The organism is Prescottella agglutinans, from assembly GCF_004011865.1.
Classification (GTDB): domain Bacteria; phylum Actinomycetota; class Actinomycetes; order Mycobacteriales; family Mycobacteriaceae; genus Prescottella; species Prescottella agglutinans.
Window position 1 is genome coordinate 210,669 of the sequence record NZ_RKLP01000006.1, and the last position, 20,591, is coordinate 231,259.

Genomic DNA, 20,591 nt, shown 5'->3' on the forward strand with positions numbered 1-20,591 from the left:
CTCAGCTCCGCGTCGCGGGCTCGCCCAGGCGGGCGCGGACACCGTCGATGAACAACGCCAGGCCGAAGTCGAACCGCACCTGGGGGTCGCCGTCGAGGAGGTCGTCGTCGGAGCCGATCTCGGCGGCGGTCTCGGTGTCGGGCGACGCGGGTGCTCGGGTGAGCGCACCCAGCGCCTCCATCTGCGCGCGGGACTGCTCGTCGACGGTGTGGCCGAGCACGAAGTACAGCAGGGTGTAGGCCGCGAGTTCGGCGTAGGGGCGGGGGAGCCCCGCGCGGATCCCGGCGCTGACGAAGCTCTCGCGGGCGAGGTTCGACGTCATCCGCGAGGCGTACGTCGCGGCGACCAGTTCGGCGCCGTCGCGATGCGACAGCAGCGCCCCGCGCAACCGGTGCGCCAGTTCGGCGATCCCCTCGTCCCACCGGGTCGAGGACACGGGGGCGTCGACGCCCTCCAGGATGCGGTCGGCCATCGCGCCGAGCAGGGTCTGCTTGTTCGGGAAGTGCCAGTACAGGGCGCCCGGCTGGACCCCGAGGGAGGTCGCGAGACGGCGCATCGTCAGGTCGGCGAGCCCGTACTCGTCGAGGATCGCCATGGCGCCGTCGAGGACGTCGCCGCGTCGTAGCTGCACTGACCTGCTCCTCCGGTTGGGATCGAGTCCGGCACCACGCTTGCGCAGCGGCCGCCTCCTTTGACACTAATCGAACGCGGCTCTAACGTGAACGCCGTTCAACTTGTACGGTGTTCAAGTCCGGCACCGAGCTCGTTGCTGTATCCGTCCGGTCCCGGGTGTCGGGACTGTTCGCACCCGAGGAGTTGCAGTGACCCAGGCCCCCGACATTCTCGCGATCGCCCGTGACCAGGTGCTCGAGCGCGGCGAAGCGTTGAACCAGGAACAGGTGCTCGAGGTTCTGCGGCTCGACGACGACCGGCTCGAGGAGCTGCTCGCCCTCGCGCACGACGTGCGCATGAAGTGGTGCGGTCCGGAGGTCGAGGTCGAGGGCATCATCAGTCTCAAGACCGGTGGCTGCCCCGAGGACTGCCACTTCTGTTCGCAGTCCGGCCTGTTCCAGTCGCCGGTGCGTTCGGCCTGGCTCGACATCCCCAGCCTCGTCGAGGCCGCCAAGCAGACCGCGAAGACCGGGGCCACCGAGTTCTGCATCGTCGCCGCCGTGCGCGGCCCCGACGAGAAGCTCCTCGCTCAGGTCGCGGCCGGCATCGAGGCGATCCGCAACGAGGTCGACATCCAGATCGCGTGCTCGCTCGGCATGCTCACCCAGGAGCAGGTCGACCAGCTGGCCGCGATGGGCGTGCACCGCTACAACCACAACCTCGAGACCGCCGAGTCGTACTTCCCGAACGTCGTCACCACCCACACGTGGGACGAGCGGTGGGACACGCTGCGCATGGTCCGGGAGGCCGGCATGGAGGTGTGCTGCGGCGGCATCCTCGGCATGGGGGAGAGCGTCGAGCAGCGGGCCGAGTTCGCCGCGAACCTCGCCGCGCTCGAGCCCGACGAGGTGCCGCTGAACTTCTTCAACCCGCGTCCGGGCACGCCGTTCGGTGACCTCGAAGTGTTGCCCGCGAGCGAGGCGCTCAAGTCGGTGGCCGCGTTCCGCCTCGCGCTGCCGCGCACGATCCTGCGGTTCGCCGGCGGACGCGAGATCACCCTCGGCGACCTCGGCGCCAAGCAGGGCATGCTCGGCGGCATCAACGCGGTCATCGTCGGCAACTACCTGACCACGCTGGGGCGTCCCGCCGAGAGCGACCTGGATCTGCTGGTCGATCTCGAGATGCCGATCAAGGCGCTCAATGCGACCCTCTGACGCCGTGAGCGAGGCCGTCGGCGCCGACGAGCGCTACAACCCGTTCACCGGGCACCGGATCGGCGTCGACGCCGCGGTGCCCACCGCGGCGCAGCTGGGGCTCGAGCCGCCACGCTTCTGCGAACAGTGCGGACGCCGGATGATCGTGCAGGTCAGCCCCGACGGCTGGTGGGCGAAGTGCTCCCGCCACGGTGTGCTCGACTCGGCCCAACTCGGGCGCAGGTAACGTCCGGTGGTGTGACGACACCCCGACAGCCCCGGCCCCGAGCCGTCCCGCGGATCGTCGTGTTCCTGGCGATCCTCGGTGTTCCGGCCGGGGCCGTCTGGGCGTTTCTCGCGCCGGCGGTGCGGATGCTCGTGGTCACGGAAGATCGAGGGGTCGTGCTCACGAACGAGAGCCTGCACCGCTTCGACGCGGTCGCCATCTTCGTCGGCATCGGCCTCGTGCTGGGTGTTCTGTCGGCGGTCGTCGTGTGGGGGATGCGGCGGTCGCGTGGTCCCGGTGCGGTCACCGCGCTGGTGCTGGGCTCGGCGCTGGGGGCGGGTGTGGCCGCGCTGGCGGGGATGGGGATTGCCCGGCTGCGGTTCCCGGCGGTCGACAGCCCGACGGTCGGATCGATCATCGCTGCGGCGCCGGGCCTGTCGACGCCGGTCGTCCTCATCGTGCAACCGCTCGCGGCGGCGCTGGTCTACCTGCTGCTGGCGTCGCTGAGTCCGCACGACGACCTGGGGGCCGGTGGCGGGGAAACCGAACGGGGCAGCGAGTCACCCGTCACGGAGGAGGCCGACGAGCGCCTGTAGCGGTTCGAAGGATGTCACGCGAGCGCCGCCCAGGCGCGCGGTATGGCCTTCTCGGTGCGCGCGGTGAACTCGGTGAACGGCGTCGCGCGGATCTCCCCGGAGGCGCCGCGCCCGTCTCGTTTCCAGGTACCGACGACGCGGCCGCCGTCGACGACGGTCGGGCTGAACATCCCGTTGCCGCCGGGTTGGAGGCGGCCCCCGAATTCCGGATCCACCGCCGCGCCGCGGTCCCGGTAGCCGAGGATGAACTCGTCGAATCCGGGGAGCAGGAACACCCCGCGGGCTTTCCGTCGGTATGCGGCGAGAAGGTCCGGGGTCGCCGGGTCGAGGTAGTAGTCGACGCCGTCCACCTGCAGGCAGTCGAGGTGCGGCGAGGCCAGCGCCAGCCCCGCCCGCGCCTGTCGCACGGGCAGTTTCGTCCACCACACGAAGTCGTGCAGTGTCGCCGGGCCGTGACTGCGGAAGTAGCGCAGCGCCCACTCTCCGAGGGCTTCGTCGCCGACGAGTTCCCGACGATCCCGGATCCACGAGTCTGACGGCACCACCAGTTGGCGCCCGTCACGGACCGGACCGAGGCACACCTCGCCGGTCACGGCCAGCGTCCACAGCAGGTGCTGCCCGCGTTGGTCGGCGGTGGGGATGCCGGCCCGATCCCACTCCTGCATCAGTTCGCGGCGCTCGCGCCCGCCGTCCCGCAGCGCCGCGTGCGCGACCTCCCGGGCGAGCCCCACCGCGGCGTCGTCGATTCCCAGCGCGCGGTGTCGCGCGCCCATGCCGGACAGCATCCGGGGACCGGTGAGCGCGAGCATCCACGGCAGATCCTCCGCCGCCACGAAGTGCAGGGTTCCGCGCATCGGCCACGATCGGACAACCTCGCCGGCGTCGAGCGCCGCGATCAACGACGAGCGGCCTTGCGGCCCGGAACGCAGCGCAATCGATGTCACCGCACCGGGATAGTCCTGTGCCTGCGCCGCGGTCAGCCAACGCACGGTCTCCGTCGCCGAGTCGAACCCGGGGCCGGCGATCCTCTGCGCGACCAACCGCAGCAGGGCGAGCTCACGCAGCGTCGTCATACGTCGAAGCTAGTGGCGGCCACCGACAGAAGCCGCTCCGAATCGTCGACCGAACCCCGGTCGTTAGGCTGCGCTGATGATGTCGACGCGGAGTGAAAGCGAGCCGACTTCCGCGGAATCCCGGCGCGAGGCGCCGTTCCTCGTCGCCACACTGGTGTCCATCGGGCTGGTGGTCGCCGTCGTGGGGAGCCTCGGAGCCCCGCTCATCACCGCGGTCGCCGCCGACTACGACGTTTCGCTCGCTGCCGCGCAGTGGACACTGACCATCGCGCTGCTGTCCGGCGCGGTGACCACCCCGGTGTTGAGCCGACTCGGTTCCGGCGCGCGTCGTCGCGCCGTCGTGATCACCACGTTGGCGGTCGTCGCCGCTGGTAGCGCGCTGACGGCACTTCCGGTGCCCTTCTCGCTCCTGTTGATCGGGCGGGCGGCCCAGGGGGTCGGGCTGGGACTCACCGCGCTGATGATGGCCACGGCACGCGACCATCTGCCCGAAGAGCGATCGGCCCGGACGATCGGTCTGCTGTCGGTCGCGTCCACCGCCGGTATCGGGGTGGGCTATCCACTCGCGGGGTTGCTCACCGATTGGGCGGGCATCCGAGCGGCGTATGCGCTGGGGCTGATCGTCGCGGTGGCAGCGTTGATCGCCGCAATACTGGTCCTGCCCATCGCCCCGCCCCGATCCTCGGGCAGGGTGGACCTGCGCGGCGCGGTGCTGCTCACCGTCGCGCTGTCGGCGCTGCTCCTCGTGATCAGCCAGACGGATCTGTGGCGCCGGCACACCGCGGTCGCCTCCGGAGTCCTCGTGGCGTCGCTGCTCCTGCTGGCCGGATGGACGGTCTTGGAGGCGCGAACCGACCATCCGCTCGTCGACATCCGGGCGCTGCGCCACCCGGCTGTGGCGTCGGCGAACCTGTCGATGCTGATCGGCGGCGCCGCCATGTATCTCCTGCTCAGCCTCATCACGCGGTACGTCCAGACTCCGGTGGAGGCGGGCTACGGATTCGGCCTGAGCACCTTCCAATCCGGGCTGGTGTTGGTGCCGTTTTCCCTGCTCGGGTTCGTCGCCGGCAGGTTCATGCCGATCCTGCGTCGACGGTTCAGCGCACGTGCCCTGCTGGCCGGGAGCGTCGTCGTCATCCTCGTCGCCTTCCTGGTGTTCGCGATCGCCAGGGGCCGTCTCGCCGAGTCCGTCGTCGCGATCAGCGTGCTCGGCATCGGGGTCGGTGCGTTCTCGGCCGCCATGCCGGCGGTCATCCTCGCTGCCACGCCGAAGGCCGAGACGGCCGGCGCGATGGGTGTCAACCAGGTCGTGCGCAGTGTCGGCTTCTCCACAGGCAGTGCGTTGGGCGGGTTGATCCTCGCCGCCTACACCAGCGAAGTCTTCCCGAGTCAGTCCGGATACACCGTCGCGGCCGGGGTCGGCGCCGCGGTCACCGCGCTCACTCTGCTCGTAGTTCTGGCGTACCGCCCGGACGCGGCCCGGTGACGACAATGCCGAATCGCGCACGCAAGAAATGGAACGTGTTCTAGTCTCTGCCGAATGGACGTGACATACGAGGGGACCAAGCGGGAAGTCGTCACCGACAAGGGGGTGCTGCGCTACCACGAGGCCGGTGACGGTCCGCCACTGTTGCTGTTGCACGGCTCGGGGATCGGTGTCAGCGGCTGGCGCAACTATCGCGGAAACCTGGAGGTGTTCGCGAAGCATTTCCGCTGCTACATCCTCGAGTTCCCGGGTTTCGGGGTGAGCGATCCGGTCGACGGGCATCCCGTCCTCACCGCGGCATCGTCGGTGATCCGTTTCATGGACGCGCTGGGCATCGAATCGGCTGCGATGATCGGAAATTCGATGGGCGGTGTCGTCGCGGCCAACGTGGCCATGCGGCATCCCCGACGGGTGAACAAACTCGTCGCGATCGGTGGCGTCGGCCCGAACATCTTCAGTCAGAACCCGAGTGAGGGCACCCGCCTGCTGCAGGACTTCGCGGACGCACCCAGTCGCGAGAAGCTGGTGCGCTGGCTCAGGTGCATGGTGCACGACCCGGCCGTGATCACCGAGGAACGGATCGAGGAGCGCTGGGAGACGGCCGGCGACCCGGCGTCGCACAAGACGCTCGCCGCGATGTACGGATCGAAATCTTTTGCGGTGCAACAGCAGATGATGGCCCAGTCGGATGCGCCGCCGTACTGGTCGATGCTGCACAAGGTGCAGTGCCCGACCCTGCTGACCTGGGGGCGTGAGGACCGGCAGTGCCCGCCCGACATGGCGATGATCCCGATGAGGCTCATCCCGGACGCCGAACTGCACATCTTCCCGAAGTGCGGGCACTGGGTGATGATCGAGGCCAAGGAAGCCTTCGAGCGGGTCACGATCGAGTTCCTGCTCCGCGACGAGTAGGTCGGCGGAGGCCGCGGGCCGCCCGTTGCGGAAACCGAACGGGCGCCCCCGAGTGTGTGGAAGTATCGCGGCACCGAACTGGAGGAGGGGCCGTGAGCCGCACGATCATCCGAACGGCCGGCATCGCCGCTGCCGCCGTGATCGCGACCGTGGGGCTGAGCGGTTGCCGGGCGCCCGATACGCCCCCTGGATGGTCGAGTTACACCATCGAGCGCGGCGGACACACTGCTCTGGTGTACCGCCCACCCGGTGTCGCCGGCCCCCTGGACGGTTGGGTCAGCCCGGGTGGATCGTCGCGGACCTACGACTTCGTGTTCACGCCCACGGCCGAGTACGTTCTCACCTCGCCCACGCAACCCGAGGACCAGTTCGACTGGAACAAGCTCCCCGGCTTCTCGGACTGCGGCGACTTCGACCTCGCCCGCAACGGCGCGATGTTCGGTTGGCGGTGGCGCACCGACACTTCACCCCAGGTCCTCGAACTCGTGCCCTACGCCAACGCCGACGGTGTGCACCAGTACCCGGACGGCCCGCTCGTGACCCTCGACCGCGACGACCTCGCAGCCGAGGAGCCCCTGCGGTATTCGATCGAGATCGACGGGTCCGCCTACCGATTCGCGATCGACGGCACCATCCGTGGTCGGGAAATCCACGAGACGGCCGGGCTGCCTCGCTCCTGTCCGGCGAGCCCCGCCGATGCGGGCAAGTGGTACTCCGGCTTCTACTTCGGAGGCACGTCCACCGCCCCGTCGCGGATGTACGCCTACGTGCGCGAAACCGTGGACGGCTCGGTGCCCGGCGGTGGTTCCCTCGGCTCGAGCGGTTCGATCCTCGGCGGGATCGAACCCGGCCTGGGTTCTCTCCTCCAGTAGCCGCGCACGGGCGAGATAGTCCTAATTCGACTGCGGTGTCCACGATTTCGCGTAGGAGTCCACCATCTCCTGGCCCGTGCGACTGCCGATCGTGTGCATGAGGACGTCCGTCGCGGCTCGCACGCCGTCCGGTCCTGCACTCCGGAACGGGGCCAGGTCCAGCGGGGGCAGGATCTCGACGCTCACCCGACGCCGCCACTGCGCGATCGAGGTATCATCCCCGGTTCCGGTGATGGCGACAGGGAGGAGGGGCGCACCGGTTTCCATCGCCACGCGCACCGCGCCTGTCCGGCCCCGGTAGAGGCGGCCGTCCGGTGAGCGGGTCCCCTCCGGGTGGATTCCCCACGCGCCGCCTCCGCGGACTATCCCGACTGCGGACTCGATCGCCGGTGCCGCCGCGGACCCGCCCGCGCGATCGACGGGTACCTGACCGAGCGCCGAGAAGAACCGCCGACGGAGCGCTCCGGCGATGCCGGCGCCGTCGAAGTACTCCGACTTCGCGAGGAAGACCGTAGGCCGCCGCGCGGCGAGCGTCAGATAGAACGAATCGAGCACTGCCAGGTGGTTCGCCGCGAGGATGACCGGCCCGCGTCGCGGCACGTGCTCACGGCCCCGGATTCTCGGCCGTCCGATCAGGTGCAGCGCGGGTCCGATCAGCAGATAGCGGCACAGCAGGTAGGTGCATGTCGTGGATGAGCGCATAGACACTGTCTACATCGCGATAGGAGACACTGTCTACGTGACGATCGAAGGAACACGAGAAGCGCTGGTGAGAGCGGGCGTCGAATTGCTCGAGGAAACCGGTTCGGCCGACGTCGGACTGCGGGCGATCGCCCGCCGGGCCGGCGTCTCCCACGGAGCGCCGCGGCGCTGGTTTCCCACGCACCGAAGCCTGCTCGCGGCGATCGCCGAGGTAGGCTTGGCCGATCTCGCGACGGCGCTGACCGAGGCGGCCGGACGTCCCGGGCACGAGTTGGCCGACGTGGCCGAGGCCTATGTGGAGTTCGCGGTGCGGCGGCCGGCGATGTTCACGCTCGTCTTCCGGCACGATCTGCTCGAAGGGTCGGGCGCCGAACTGCGGAATGTGTCGCGACCGTTGTTCCGTTGGCTGGTCGCGATGGTCGAGAAAAAGACGGGCAGCGGGGATCCCGAGGGCGATGCGGCGGCGCTGTGGGTCGGTGTGCACGGCATCGCGACGCTTGCGTCGACGGGGTCGCTCGAGCTCGCGGTCGAGGGGGTCGACCGCCGTGCACTGATCGGCCGGGTGGTGCGAAACAGTCTGTCGTCGAGGTGATGACACGCTCGGTGGTACGCATGTCGAACCGGGTGGCAGGATGGGGTTCCGGAACTCGTCCCCGTCGGACACCTGCACGGGGGCTGCCTCTGAGGTGAGTGCTGTGCAGCAACGAAGGCCCCACACCCGCGACGGGTCGGCATGAACGATGGCCGGCAACGATCCGTTCGCGACGCAGCACGACGCGACCCCGTCGGTGGTGTCGGAGTTGGACCGCGCCGGGTTCGCCGATGCGACCGAGATCGGGCGGGGCGGCTTCGGCGTCGTCTCACCGAGGCGACCCTGGACCGCACCGTGGCCGTCAAGGTGCTCACCGCGGACCTCGACGAAGAGAATCGGACGCGTTTCGTGCGGGAGCAGCGGGCGATGGGTCGGCTGACCGGGCACCCCAACATCGTCAACGTCCTGCAGGTCGGCACCACCGCGAGCGGCCTGCCCTACATCGTGATGCCCTATCACTCACAGCGCTCGCTCGACGTGCGGATTCGCGACCACGGCCCGCTGCCGCTCGAGCAGGCGCTACAGCTCGGCGTGAAGCTGGCCGGCGCGGTGGAGTCCGCGCACCGGCTCGGCATCTTGCATCGCGACGTCAAGCCGGCGAACGTCATCCTCACCGACTACGGCGAGCCGGCGCTGGCCGACTTCGGCATCGCACACCTGCCCGACGGATTCGAGACGGCAGCCGGCACATTCGCTGCCACTCCTGCGTTCACCGCGCCCGAGGTCCTGAGCGGTGGCCCGCCCAGTGCCGCCGCGGACGTCTACGGTCTCGGCGCCACGGTGTTCTGCGCCCTCACCGGCCACGCGGCCTTCGAACGCCGGAGCGGCGAGCAGGTCGTCGCGCAGTTCCTGCGCGTCACCTCGGAGCCCATCCCGGACCTGCGCGAACTCGACGTCCCCGACGACGTGGCCGCCGCCGTCGAGCGGGCCATGTCCGCCGATCCGGACGCCCGCCACACGGCCGGGCAGCTCGGCGACGCGCTGCGTGAGATCCAGTTCCGCCACGGACTCCCGGTCGACGAGATGGCCCTGCAGTCCCCGTCCGGTCCGAGGCACGGCGATCGTCGTCCGTCGACGAGCGGCGGGCTCCCTCCGACCGGGCCCTCGGCGCGGGGCCGGAAGGGAAACCTACCCGCGGATCTGACCAGCTTCGTCAACCGGCGCAACGAACTGGCCGAAGCGAAGGAGCTGCTGTCGTCCGCTCGGCTGGTGACGCTCACCGGAATAGGTGGCGTCGGGAAGACCCGCCTCGCGCTGCGGATCGCGACCAGTGTCCAGCGTGCATTCGGTGACGGGGCGTGGCTGGTCGAGTTGGCCGACCTCCACGACGAGTCGCTGGTGGTCGGCGTGGTGGCGGCCGCCCTCGGACTGAAGTCCTTCTCTCGAGACCCGCTGCAGACGGTCCTCACGGAGTTTCTCGAATCGCGCCAGACCCTGCTGGTGCTCGACAACTGCGAGCAGGTGATCGACTCGGTCGCGGATCTGGCGGAGGCGATGCTCAAGTACTGCCCCGATCTCCGTATCGTCGCCACCAGCCGGGAGGCGCTCGGCGTCCGCGGGGAGGCGACACTGCGCGTTCCGCCGCTCAGTGCGCCGGCCCCCGACCGCCAACTCGACCTCGCGGCTCTACCCGGCTACGACGCGGTGACGCTGTTCGTCGAACGCGCCGTCGCGGTTCTACCGGAGTTCGCGCTCACGGAGGACAACATGGCCGCGGTGGCCGGCATCTGCCACCGGCTCGAGGGGTTGCCGCTGCCGATCGAACTGGCGGCGGGGCGTCTCCGGGCGCTGGCGCCCGAGCAGATCCTGCAACGGCTCACCGATCGATACGCTCTGCTGACCCATGGCGGGCGGGCCGCCCCGACCCGGCAGCAGACCCTCCGGTTGTGTGTCGACTGGAGTCACGACTTGTGCACGCCCGAGGAGCAGCAGTTGTGGGCCCGTCTGTCCGTGTTCGCCGGCAGCTTCGAGCTCACCGCGGTGGAACAGGTCTGCGGCGCCGACCTGAGGCCGGGCGAACTGCTCGACCTGGTCGCGTCGCTGGTGGAGAAGTCGATCCTGATTCACGAGGGGGCGGCGACCGCAGGGCGATACGGGCTCCTGGACACCATCCGCGAGTACGGTCTCGAGAAGTTGGCGGAGTCCGGCGAGTACGCCCGCATGCGCCGGCGCCATCGGGATTGGTACGAGCGCCTGGCGCTGCAGTCGGGAGCCGACTGGATCGGACCCCACCAGCTGGACTGGATCACCCGCCTGAAACTGGATCAGCAGAACCTTCGTGAGGCACTGGATGCCTGCACTGCGGAGCCTCGTGAGGTGGCGGTCGGCATGCGCATCACGGCCGCGCTGTATCCGTTCTGGCTCATCACCGGGCAGATCAACGAGGGCGCCCGCTGGACCGAACGATTGCTGACCGTCGAGGGAGCTCCGCGCGGCGCGGACTGGGTGCGTGCCGTGGGCCTCGGCGCAGCGCTCAACGGATTCCGGAGCGACATCGAGACCGGCGCCCGATGGGTCGAGTGGGCGCGCGCAGCGGCAGCGGGCGCGGACGACCCGAGCGCTACCGGGACCGTGCTGTATGCCGCCGGTGTCCTGGCGTTGGGCGCCAATGACATGTCCACCGCAGCAACCTGTTTCGATGCCGCACTGGAGGCGTGCCCGACCGAGGACCACCTCCTGCAGGTCATCACTTTGACCGGTGCCGAGGTGACCTGGGGGCTGCTCGGACAACCGGAGAGAGCGGCCGACTACCTCGAACTGGTGCTGGACATCACCGAGCCGCGCGGCGAGCTCGCATTCCGGTCGTGGGCCGTGCGGACGCTCGGCCTGGCGGTGTGGTCGACGGATCCGGAGCGGGCCGTCGCGCTGCTGGAGCAGGCGCTGCGGCTGTCCCGGTCCGTCGACAACTCGTTCGGCGCCGCACCGAGCCTCGAGGGCCTGGCCTGGATCGCCGCGGCCGATGGGGACTACGCGAGGTCTGCGGTGTTACTGGGCCACGCCCAGGGCATGCGGCAGACGGTGGGCCTGCCGGACATCGCAATCCCGGGCCTGCGCGCACAGCACGACGAGTGTGAGCGACGGACCCGGCGGGCGCTCGGGAACAAGGCGTACGACGCGAGCTACCGAAAGGGTGCGTCCGCGAGCTTCGCTGAGGCCGTGGCCTACTCGTTGGGCGAATCCATCGAGGCCCCCGAGCCGTCCCGGCCACCGGCCGCCACGGACAAGACGACCCTGACCCGACGCGAGATGCAGGTCGCCGACCTCGTCGCCGAGGGGCTGACCAACAGTGCCATCGCTGCCAAGCTGGTCATCTCGCAACGGACCGCTGAGGGGCACGTCGAGCACATCCTCGCCAAGCTGGGATTTACCTCGCGCACCCAGATTGCCGCTTGGATCGTCGATCGCAGTAGGGGCTGAGTGCCGCGTGCCGCGCGCGAGGTGCCGTGTGCACGGCTCTCGCTCAGACCGGCGGCCGCAGGGCCGCGAACTCGTCGGTCACCCGCAGTCGCGAGTCCGTGAAGCGGTAGAGGGCGGCGGGTCGGCCGCCGGTGCGCCCCGATCGGGCGGTGTTGCCGGTGGCGGTGATGACACCGCGACGGGTCAGGACTCTCTGCAGGTTCGTCGTATCCACCTGGTAACCGAGAGCGGCGCAATAGATTTCGCGCAGTGTCGACATGGTGAACTCGTCGGGCGCCAGGGCGAACGCGATGTTGGTGTACGACAGTTTCGCGGCCAGGCGCGTGCGCGCGTGCTCGACCACCGTCCCGTGGTCGAACGACATCTCCGGGAGCGCGGAGAGCGGATGCCACGCCGTGTCCGACGGCAGTTGAGGATCGGCGGGGAGGGGCACCAGACCCAGGTAAGTAGAGGCGATCCGGCGGTCGCCGGGGACACGGCGGGGATCACTGAACACCGACAGTTGCTCGAGGTGGGCCACCTCGCGGACGTCGACCTTCTCGGCCAACTGCCGACGGGCCGAGGTCTTGAGATCCTCGTCGTCGCGGAGTGTCCCGCCCGGGAGCGACCAGGTGCCCTTCTGGGGATCGAGAGCGCGCTGCCACAGCAGCACCATCAGTTCGTCTCCGCGGCACCCGTTGGGGCCGTGATGGCCGTCACCTGCGGTGATGGTTCCAGTCGCCGGCCGAACCTGGAACACCGCGGTGAGTACTTCGTGGACGGTGCTACCATGTGGCATGTTTTCGATCCTAAGTCGAAAACCTCGATTTCGGAAATTCGGGCCAGCCCGCCCGGGTTGTAGTGACGGAGCCGTCGAACAGGCTTCGAAAGAAGGAGTGGCCATGACCTCGACGATGTGGGCGGGTGCTGGACAGATCGTGGACGGCCCCGGTGGGTACACCGGTGTCGAGGGCGGGCCCGAGTGGGCTGCCGAGGTGCGCCGTCTGGCGAAGGCACGGAACGCCACGATCCTGGCGCACAACTACCAGCTGCCCGAGATCCAGGACGTGGCCGACCACGTCGGTGACTCGCTGGCGCTCTCGCGGATCGCCGCCGAGGCGGAAGAGGGCACGATCGTCTTCTGCGGCGTCCACTTCATGGCCGAGACGGCCAAGATCCTGAGCCCGGAGAAGACCGTGCTGATCCCGGACGAGCGGGCCGGCTGCTCGCTCGCCGACTCGATCACCGCCGAGCAGCTCCGGGAGTGGAAGGCAGAGCACCCCGATGCGCTGGTCGTGTCCTACGTCAACACCACCGCAGAGGTGAAGGGCCTGACCGACATCTGCTGCACGTCGTCCAACGCGGTCGACGTCGTCGCGTCGATCGATCCCGACCGCGAGGTGCTGTTCCTGCCGGACCAGTTCCTCGGCGCGCACGTCAAGCGGGTGACCGGCCGCGAGAACATGCACATCTGGGCGGGTGAGTGCCACGTCCACGCCGGTATCAACGGTGACGAGCTCACCGCGAAGTCCAAGAGCCACCCGGACGCCGAGCTGTTCGTGCACCCCGAGTGCGGCTGCGCCACGTCGGCGCTCTACCTCGCGGGCGAGGGCTTCGTGCCCGAGGACAAGGTCAAGATCCTCTCGACCGGCGGCATGCTCGATGCTGCCCGTGAGACCGGTGCCAAGCAGGTCCTCGTCGCCACCGAGGTCGGCATGCTGCACCAGCTGCGCAAGGCGGCGCCGGGCGTCGACTTCCAGGCCGTGAACGACCGCGCGTCGTGCCCCTACATGAAGATGATCACGCCGGCCGCGCTGCTGCGGTGCCTCGTCGAGGGCAAGGACGAGGTCCACGTCGCTCCCGATGTCGCGGAGCGGGCGCGAAAGTCGGTGCAGCGCATGATCGAGATCGGAAACCCCGGCGGCGGGGAGTAATGGTCGCCGGACCCGGGGGTGACGGCGTCGTGTGGGAGGCGCGTGCGGATCTGGTGGTCGTCGGGGGAGGCGTGGCCGGTTTGACCGCCGCGCGTACCGCTGTCGAGCAGGGTCTCCGGGTCCTCGTGGTCAGCAAGGGCGGCCCCACCGACACCGCCACCCAGTACGCGCAGGGCGGCATCGCGGTCGTGGGGGACCCTCGAACCGACTCGGTGGACTCGCACACCGGCGACACGTGTGTCGCGGGCGTGGGACTGTGCGACGAGGCGGCCGTCCGGTCGATCGTGTCGTCCGGGCGGGAGGCGCTCGCCGCGTTGACCGCGTTGGGTGCGGTGTTCGACGTCGGGTCCGACGGACACGTGTCGCGTACCCGCGAGGGCGGTCACAGCACCCGCCGGATCGTCCACGCCGGTGGTGACGCGACCGGGGCGGAGGTGCAGCGCGCGCTGAACGCGGCCGGGATGCCAGTGCTGTTCGGTGCCGCGGCGGCCCGGGTGACGACCGATCGGCGAGGGGTCACCGGCCTGATCGTGTTGTCGGAGAAGGGGCTCGGCGTCATCCACGCCCCCGCGGTGGTGCTGGCGACCGGAGGTCTGGGGCAGCTGTACTCGTGCAGCACCAACCCGGAGGGGGCGACCGGCGACGGCATCGCCCTGGCGCTCGAGGCCGGAGCGACCGTCGCGGATCTCGAGTTCGTCCAGTTCCATCCGACCGTGTTGTACGCGCCGGGCGGTGTCGGCCGCCGGCCGCTGATCAGCGAGGCCGTGCGTGGTGAGGGCGCGCGGCTGGTCGACGCGGAGGGCCGATCGGTCACCGACGGTGTGCATCCGCAGGGCGATCTGGCCCCGCGCGACGTCGTCTCACGCGCGATCGCGCGGCGCCTGCGGGAGAGCGGGACCGATCACGTGTACCTCGACGCACGGCACCTGGCCGGCTTCGCGGCTCGCTTCCCGACCGTGACCGCGTCGTGCCTTGCGGCGGGCGTCGATCCGTCCGAGCAGCTGATTCCGGTGGCGCCGGCCGCGCACTACTCGTGCGGCGGTGTCGTCACCGACGTGCACGGGCGCACCGAGGTTCCGGGGCTGTACGCGGTGGGCGAGGTGGCCCGGACCGGCCTGCACGGCGCGAACCGGTTGGCGTCCAACAGCCTGCTCGAGGGCCTCGTGGTGGGCGAGCGCGTGGGCCGCGCCGCGGCCGAGCGCGCCGAGGTCTCGGTCGAAGCCGACGACCTGCTGCTGCCGTTCCGGCGGCGGGCGCCCCGTGAGCGTGTGCAGGCACTCATGACCGCGCACGCCTCCGTCGTGCGCGACGGTGACGGACTCGACAGCGCGGCGGCGGAACTGGCGCGCAGCGGGGTGGCTGTGGCCGGCGACGGGCAGGCGCTCGAGGACACCTCGCTCACGGTGGCGGCGTCGGCGCTCGTGATGGCGGCGGCGGTGCGGCGCGAGAGCCGGGGATGCCACACCCGTTCCGATCATCCGGAGACGTCGGACGAGTTCCGCCGCAGCATCCCGGTGCACATCGGACGCGACGGCGAACTGGAAGTACCTGAACTGCAATCGACAGGAGCACGATGAGCACGCTGGACCCGCAGGAAACGCTCGCACTGGTGCGTACTGCGCTCGACGAGGATCTCCGCTACGGACCGGACGTCACGTCCGTCGCGACGGTTCCCGACGGGGCGGTGGCCAAGGCGGCGGTGGTGAGCCGCGCGGCCGGCACCGTCGCCGGAGTCGACGTGGGTCTGATGGTGCTCGACGAGGTGATCGGCGCCGGGAGCTACGAGGTGCTCGACCGGGTCGCCGACGGAACCCGGGTGCAGCCCGGTGACGCGGTGCTCACGGTCAGCGCGCCGACACGTGGCCTGCTCACCGCGGAGCGCACCATGCTGAACCTGATGTGCCACCTGTCCGGCATCGCCACCGCCACGTCCGCGTGGGTCGACGCGGTTGCCGGGACCGACTGCAAGATTCGGGACAGCCGCAAGACGCTGCCCGGCCTGCGCGGGCTGCAGAAGTACGCGGTGCGCGTCGGTGGCGGTGTCAACCACCGGATGGGCCTCGGCGATGCCGCCCTCATCAAGGACAACCACGTTGCCGCGGCGGGTTCCGTCGTCGCGGCACTCCGCGCCGTGCGTGCCGCCGCCCCGGACATCGAGTGCGAGGTGGAGGTCGACACTCTCGCCCAGTTGGACGAGGTGCTCGCCGAGGGCGTCGACCTGGTGCTGCTGGACAACTTCCCGCTGTGGCAGACCCAGAGCGCGGTGCAGCGCCGCGACGCGGCCTCGCCCACGACGAAACTCGAGTCCTCGGGTGGGCTGACCCTCGACGTCGCCGCGGACTACGCGCGGACCGGGGTCGACTTCCTTGCCGTGGGTGGGCTCACCCACTCCGTCGCGGTCCTCGACCTCGGCCTGGACATGTAGGTCGCGACTCTCCTCGTCAGCCGCCGGGTCGTGTCGACACGACCCGGCGGAGGACTGTCCGCCCCTGTGTTTCCCGGACCGGGCGGTATGGTCCGGAGATGGTGCGGTCGGGCTGTGACTCCGGTGGCGCGACCGTTCGTATCGGCACGGACCGTCGGGTCGGCGGCGCGCGCTGCCTGCACCGGCCCCGCTTCGGGGCCCCTCGGACGGTGCGTCCTCGCTCACAGTTGATCTTGATCGCGGCTTCGGCAATTGTAGTGTCTGATAAGACTCAGTTGTCGGGGAACGCCCGGCGAACGAGCGGAGGAGTGCTGTGGCACAGCAAGTTTCGAATCGTGCGGTGCCCGAAGCCGAGGCCCCGCGGCCGTCGGAGACCGCGTGCGCGGATGGTGCCGACCCGCTTCCGCCGACGTTGTCGGTGACGGTTCAACCACGTCCCGACCTGTACGCCTTGCTCGACGAAGTCGTTGCCTCGGCGCCCCCCGGAAGGGTGCTGGTCTGTGCGCCGGCCGGCACCGGAAAGACGACGCTGCTCGCCGACTGGCTGGTGGGTCCTGGCGGCGGCGAGCCGGCTGTGCTGGAAGGCCGCCTGGGCGCGGCATTGCGCGTCCTCTTCTCGCACCAGGACGACCCGCAGGATGGATCGGTCACCGCCTGCCTGCGGTCGGCGCGAGCGTCCGGGAGGTCTGCCGTGCTGGTTCTCGACGATGTCCACGAACTCACGGACCCGGACGCGCTCCAGCTGTTGACACGTTTACTGGATGCCGCGCCCCCGAACCTGACCGTGATACTGGCAGCGCGGGTCTCACCCGAACTGCCGTGGGTGAGATACATCGCGGATGGTTCGCTGACGGTGATCGGTTGGGAAGACCTTGCGCTCGATCGTGCCGCGGTAGCAGCAGTCTTCGCCGAGCATCGGTGTGCACTGTCCGCCGAGGGCCTGGACACGGTGCTCGGTCTGACCGCAGGCTGGGCGGTCCCGGTGCGCATCGCGGCGATCCGGGTCGACGCCGTGGGTGATGCGGCGAGCGGGGTTGCCGACCTGGTCCGGTACCCGCTGCCGCTCTCCGACTACGTCGTCGGGGAGACGCTCTCGGCGCTGCCGGACAACCTCCTCCGTTTCGTGGAGGCGACGAGCGTCGTCGACCGATTCGGCGCGGAACTCGCGGCCTCCCTGGACGCCGCGAGCGTCGATCTGGTGCTGGCAGAGCGGGAGCGATTCTGTGTGCCCATTCAGCGCTTCACCTCCGCCGACGAAATGAGCTTCGCGTGGCATCCGCTCCTGCGCGCCCATGTGCGATCGAAGCTGAAGGCCGCCGAGCCGGACCGTCTCGCTCGATTACACGCGGCAGCGGGACGCTGGTACGCGGGCGCGCGGCAGCCGATCGTCGCGATCGAGCACCTGCTCGAGGCCGGGGACGATCTGGCGATCGTGGATTTCGTGTACCACCACGGCATCTCCGCAGTGTTCGACGGGCAGGGCGCCGCGATGCTCGATCTACTCAACGAACCGCACGGCGACAAGCGGGTCGTCCGTCTGATTCGGGCTCTCGAAGCGCTCGAACGCAATTATCCCGACGCCGCCGAGGCTCACTACAGGACGGCCCTCGCATCGGACGTCGTTGCGCTGCGTCCCGAACTCGCGAAGGCATTCACGGCCGCGCTGGGGGTGGAGATCGCGGTCATCTCCGGGCAACGGATGCCGATCGACCCGGACACCTCGTCCGACCTGAAGATCGGAACCGGCATAGTCGATCTGGACTGCTATGTGACGACCCAGCGCGCGGCGGCCTGCATGTTCACCGGCGATCTGATCGGCAGCGAACGGCTGCTTCGGCAGGCGCTCGCATTCGCCGACCTCGGTGCGCATCCGCGGCTCGTGCTGCGCTGTCTGGCAAGGCTTTCCATTGTTTCCGGTATCCGCGGGGACCTGGTGACGATGACCACGCGGGCCGAGCATGCGCTCCGATACGCGGTCGATCACGGCCAGCTCGACCGGATCGACGCCTTCCAGTGCGCAGCGGCTGTCTGCATGGACAAGTACTTGCGGTGCGAGCAGTTGCCCGACGACAGTCCGATCTACGCACTCGCGTCCGGACCCGGTCGGCATCAGCGACCCGACGGAACCACCGCACCGATCTCGGGCGGCCACGCGGAGGTCGCCTTCGCGATTCTCGAAGCGCGGCGCAGTCCCATCCCGACCGTGGCCGACGCCGACACCGTTGGTCGGGCGCTGATCGGAATGCTCAATCGCGGCGCGCAGGCGGGATTGAGCAACACCTTCGTCACCCCGACCGTCGCGGTTCTGCTCGATGCCGGTCGGCTGGCGTTCGCCACCGAGGTCGCCGACACGGCGCAGAACGCGTTCGGCGAGAACCTCGACGTCCGGGTGGCGCGGGCGATGATCTTCCTCGCGCAGGGGGACTCGGCATCCGCACACGAGCTTCTGGACTCGGTGCTCGCGGCGCCGGAGTTCCTGCATCCGCCGCTCGGCGTTCGCGCCTGGATGCTGTGCGCGGTCGTGGCGCATCGAGAGAACCGGTCCACCGACGCGACGAAGGCGGTGCGTCGGGCACTCGACCTCGCCGAACCGAGCGGGATCGTAAGCCCCTTCGTCGACTGTGCCGGCGATGCTGCAGAACTGCTCGCGGGAATTCCCCCGGGCGCCGACCACACACGCGCCTTCCTCGACCACGTACAGGCGAAACTCGTCGAGTCACACGAGGGGCGCAACCCCGGGCTGACACGATCCGAGAAGGTCATTCTCGCCGAATTGCGCACCGGCAAGCCGCTGCGGGTGATCGCCCAGCAGTTGCATTTGTCGCTCAACACCGTTCGTACGCACACCCGGAACGTGTATCGAAAGCTCGACGCGTCCAGTCGTGCGGAGGCGCTGGAGATGGCCGCTCGCCGTCGGCTGCTCTGACGGTGTCCGGTCCCGGGCTCGTCACCTGAGCAGGTCGACGAGCGTTCCGTCGATTCGGAGCAACGAGTGCGGAACGGGTCACTCGGTCGAGATGCCCCTAGGCGACGACTGCAGCAGATCCGGCGGCGGGGGCTGCGGAGGAATGCAGTACCGCAGCGCGTTCCGTGCGGCGCCGCTCCGTCGGCTCACCGGGCACCTCCTCTCACCGAACGGGGCGAGGCGGGGCGACTCCGCCCCGCCCCGCCCCGTCGACTGGGTTCCTCAGTGCGAGAACGCCTGGGCGGCGTGTTCCGTACCCGCTCGCAATCGTGCGACGACGTCCTTGATCGCGACGACGAGCTTCCACGCGAGGTCTCGACTGAAGCCTTCGCGCAGCACGATACGGAGCACGGCGACGTCCTCGGCGTTCTCCGGCATCGTGTAGGCGGGAACCTGGAAGCCGCGGGCCCGCAGTTCGTGCGAGACGTCGAAGACGGTGAATCCGGGATCACCCACGATTTCGAACGAGAGGACCGGGATGGCGCTCCCGTCGGTGATGATCTGCATGTTGTCGATCTTCGCGATCTCGCTCGACAGCATCAGCGCGGTGTCCCGCAGTGACTCCATGATCTGTGTGTACCCGGCGACACCCAACCGTACGAAGTTGTAGTACTGACCGACCACCTGGTTGCCGGGCCTCGAGAAGTTGAGCGTGAACGTCGGCATGTCCCCGCCGAGGTAGTTGACCCGGAAGACGAGGTCCTCCGGCAGGTGCTCCTTCGACCGCCACACCACGAATCCGATTCCGGGGTAGGTCATTCCGTACTTGTGGCCGCTCACGTTGATGGAGACGACCCGCGGAATCCGGAAGTCCCACTCCAGTTCCGGGTGCAGGAACGGAACCACGAATCCGCCGCTCGCGGCGTCGACGTGCATCGGCACGTCGGGCCCGCCCGAAGCCGCCAACTCATCGAGTGTCGCGGCGATCTCGGCGACCGGTTCGAGCTCACCGGTGAACGTCGTCCCCAGGATCGCCACGACCCCGATAGTGTTCTCGTCGACCGCTTCACGCACCTGCTCCGGCGTGATGACGTAGCGTCCCTTCTCCATCGGGAGGTACTTCGGCTCGACGTCGAAGTAGCGGCAGAACTTCTCCCACACCACCTGGACGTTGCTGCCGAGGACGAGGTTCGGACGGAAAGTGTCCTTGCCGGCCGCCCGGCGGGCCTCGCGCCACCTCCACTTGAGGGCCAGGCCCGCGAGCATCACCGCCTCGGACGAGCCGACGGTCGAGACACCGGTGGCCGAGGTGGGATCGGAGTCGGACAGGCCCTCCGCGTTGAAGAGGGCGGCAACCATGTTGACGCAACGGGTTTCGATCTCGGCGGTGGCCGGGTACTCGTCCTTGTCGATCATGTTCTTGTCGAACGTCTCCGCCATCAGGCGGTCGGCCTGCGGATCCATCCAGGTGGTCACGAAGGTGGCCAGGTTCAGTCGCGAGCTTCCGTCCAACATCAACTCGTCGTGGATGAACCGGTAGGCCGCTTCGGGCTCGGTCTCGGCCTTGGGCATTCGCAAGGCGGGAATCGGATCGGTTCCCAGTCGTCCCGTGTATGCGGGTGCCAGCGTCTCAGTTGGAGCGGCAAAGTTGTTCGACATCTTCTCTC

Annotated in this window: 16 protein-coding genes and 1 pseudogene; 12 read left to right on the top strand and 5 right to left on the bottom strand. The window is 69.3% G+C overall.

The features are described 5' to 3' along the window. Position 1: 1 nt before the first annotated feature. Positions 2 to 631 carry a TetR/AcrR family transcriptional regulator C-terminal domain-containing protein gene (locus tag EGT67_RS13240; protein WP_127916534.1) on the bottom strand — a complete coding sequence of 210 codons (630 nt, stop codon included), beginning with the start codon at positions 629 to 631 and terminating at the stop codon, positions 2 to 4. 190 nt (positions 632 to 821) lie between these two features. On the opposite strand from EGT67_RS13240, the gene bioB reads away from it, so the two are divergent. Genes bioB through EGT67_RS13255 form a run of 3 tightly spaced genes read left to right on the top strand, consistent with a single transcriptional unit; the run spans position 822 to position 2,627 of the window. Then, entirely contained in the window at positions 822 to 1,826 is a 1,005-nt protein-coding gene (gene bioB / locus EGT67_RS13245; RefSeq protein ID WP_127916535.1) for a biotin synthase BioB, read from the top strand. Beyond that, complete coding sequence (gene bsaP / locus EGT67_RS13250) at positions 1,813 to 2,052, top strand: biotin synthase auxiliary protein BsaP (RefSeq protein WP_127916536.1); 240 nt, start codon at positions 1,813 to 1,815, stop codon at positions 2,050 to 2,052. The genes bioB and bsaP overlap by 14 nt, the downstream gene beginning before the upstream one ends. Before the next feature lie 11 nt (positions 2,053 to 2,063). Beyond that, complete coding sequence (locus tag EGT67_RS13255) at positions 2,064 to 2,627, top strand: DUF2567 domain-containing protein (RefSeq protein WP_241566012.1); 564 nt, start codon at positions 2,064 to 2,066, stop codon at positions 2,625 to 2,627. A 14-nt stretch (positions 2,628 to 2,641) separates the two neighbouring features. On the opposite strand, the gene EGT67_RS13260 is transcribed toward EGT67_RS13255, so the two are convergent. Further along, on the bottom strand, positions 2,642 to 3,700 hold the full coding sequence (locus tag EGT67_RS13260; protein WP_127916537.1) for a winged helix DNA-binding domain-containing protein: 1,059 nt from the start codon (positions 3,698 to 3,700) through the stop codon (positions 2,642 to 2,644). 76 nt (positions 3,701 to 3,776) lie between these two features. On the opposite strand from EGT67_RS13260, the gene EGT67_RS13265 reads away from it, so the two are divergent. From EGT67_RS13265 to EGT67_RS13275, 3 genes are all read left to right on the top strand, one after another. Next, a complete protein-coding gene (locus EGT67_RS13265; protein WP_127916538.1) occupies positions 3,777 to 5,186 on the top strand; it encodes an MFS transporter in 1,410 nt (469 codons plus the stop codon). 54 nt (positions 5,187 to 5,240) lie between these two features. Beyond that, a complete protein-coding gene (locus tag EGT67_RS13270; protein WP_127916539.1) occupies positions 5,241 to 6,098 on the top strand; it encodes an alpha/beta fold hydrolase in 858 nt (285 codons plus the stop codon). 92 nt (positions 6,099 to 6,190) lie between these two features. After that, positions 6,191 to 6,970, top strand: coding sequence for a hypothetical protein (locus EGT67_RS13275; protein ID WP_127916540.1), 780 nt, complete (start codon positions 6,191 to 6,193; stop codon positions 6,968 to 6,970). 21 nt (positions 6,971 to 6,991) lie between these two features. On the opposite strand, the gene EGT67_RS13280 is transcribed toward EGT67_RS13275, so the two are convergent. Then, complete coding sequence (locus EGT67_RS13280) at positions 6,992 to 7,672, bottom strand: lysophospholipid acyltransferase family protein (RefSeq protein ID WP_127916541.1); 681 nt, start codon at positions 7,670 to 7,672, stop codon at positions 6,992 to 6,994. A 37-nt stretch (positions 7,673 to 7,709) separates the two neighbouring features. On the opposite strand from EGT67_RS13280, the gene EGT67_RS13285 reads away from it, so the two are divergent. Both EGT67_RS13285 and EGT67_RS13290 read left to right on the top strand, forming a co-directional pair. Continuing rightward, on the top strand, positions 7,710 to 8,264 hold the full coding sequence (locus EGT67_RS13285) for a TetR/AcrR family transcriptional regulator (protein WP_127916542.1): 555 nt from the start codon (positions 7,710 to 7,712) through the stop codon (positions 8,262 to 8,264). Positions 8,265 to 8,412: 148 nt separating this feature from the next. Further along, positions 8,413 to 11,681: pseudogene (locus EGT67_RS13290) on the top strand (protein kinase domain-containing protein). 43 nt (positions 11,682 to 11,724) lie between these two features. Here the strand turns inward: EGT67_RS13290 and EGT67_RS13295 are convergent. Next, complete coding sequence (locus EGT67_RS13295) at positions 11,725 to 12,459, bottom strand: NUDIX hydrolase (protein ID WP_127916543.1); 735 nt, start codon at positions 12,457 to 12,459, stop codon at positions 11,725 to 11,727. A 103-nt stretch (positions 12,460 to 12,562) separates the two neighbouring features. On the opposite strand from EGT67_RS13295, the gene nadA reads away from it, so the two are divergent. The 4 genes from nadA to EGT67_RS13315 all read left to right on the top strand — a co-directional run bounded on the left by nadA (position 12,563) and on the right by EGT67_RS13315 (position 18,945). Beyond that, the gene (gene nadA, locus EGT67_RS13300; RefSeq protein ID WP_005512645.1) at positions 12,563 to 13,594 is read left to right on the top strand and encodes a quinolinate synthase NadA; all 1,032 of its coding nucleotides are present in this window, start codon (positions 12,563 to 12,565) and stop codon (positions 13,592 to 13,594) included. Next, positions 13,594 to 15,171 carry an L-aspartate oxidase gene (locus EGT67_RS13305; protein ID WP_127916544.1) on the top strand — a complete coding sequence of 526 codons (1,578 nt, stop codon included), beginning with the start codon at positions 13,594 to 13,596 and terminating at the stop codon, positions 15,169 to 15,171. Before nadA ends, EGT67_RS13305 begins: the two co-directional genes overlap by 1 nt. After that, positions 15,168 to 16,019, top strand: coding sequence for a carboxylating nicotinate-nucleotide diphosphorylase (nadC, locus tag EGT67_RS13310; RefSeq protein ID WP_127916545.1), 852 nt, complete (start codon positions 15,168 to 15,170; stop codon positions 16,017 to 16,019). Before EGT67_RS13305 ends, nadC begins: the two co-directional genes overlap by 4 nt. A gap of 313 nt (positions 16,020 to 16,332) precedes the next feature. Further along, a complete protein-coding gene (locus EGT67_RS13315) occupies positions 16,333 to 18,945 on the top strand; it encodes a LuxR C-terminal-related transcriptional regulator (protein ID WP_241566013.1) in 2,613 nt (870 codons plus the stop codon). Between the two features lie 261 nt (positions 18,946 to 19,206). On the opposite strand, the gene gad is transcribed toward EGT67_RS13315, so the two are convergent. Then, the gene (gad, locus tag EGT67_RS13320) at positions 19,207 to 20,583 is read right to left on the bottom strand and encodes a glutamate decarboxylase (RefSeq protein WP_127916546.1); all 1,377 of its coding nucleotides are present in this window, start codon (positions 20,581 to 20,583) and stop codon (positions 19,207 to 19,209) included. Positions 20,584 to 20,591: the final 8 nt, after the last annotated feature.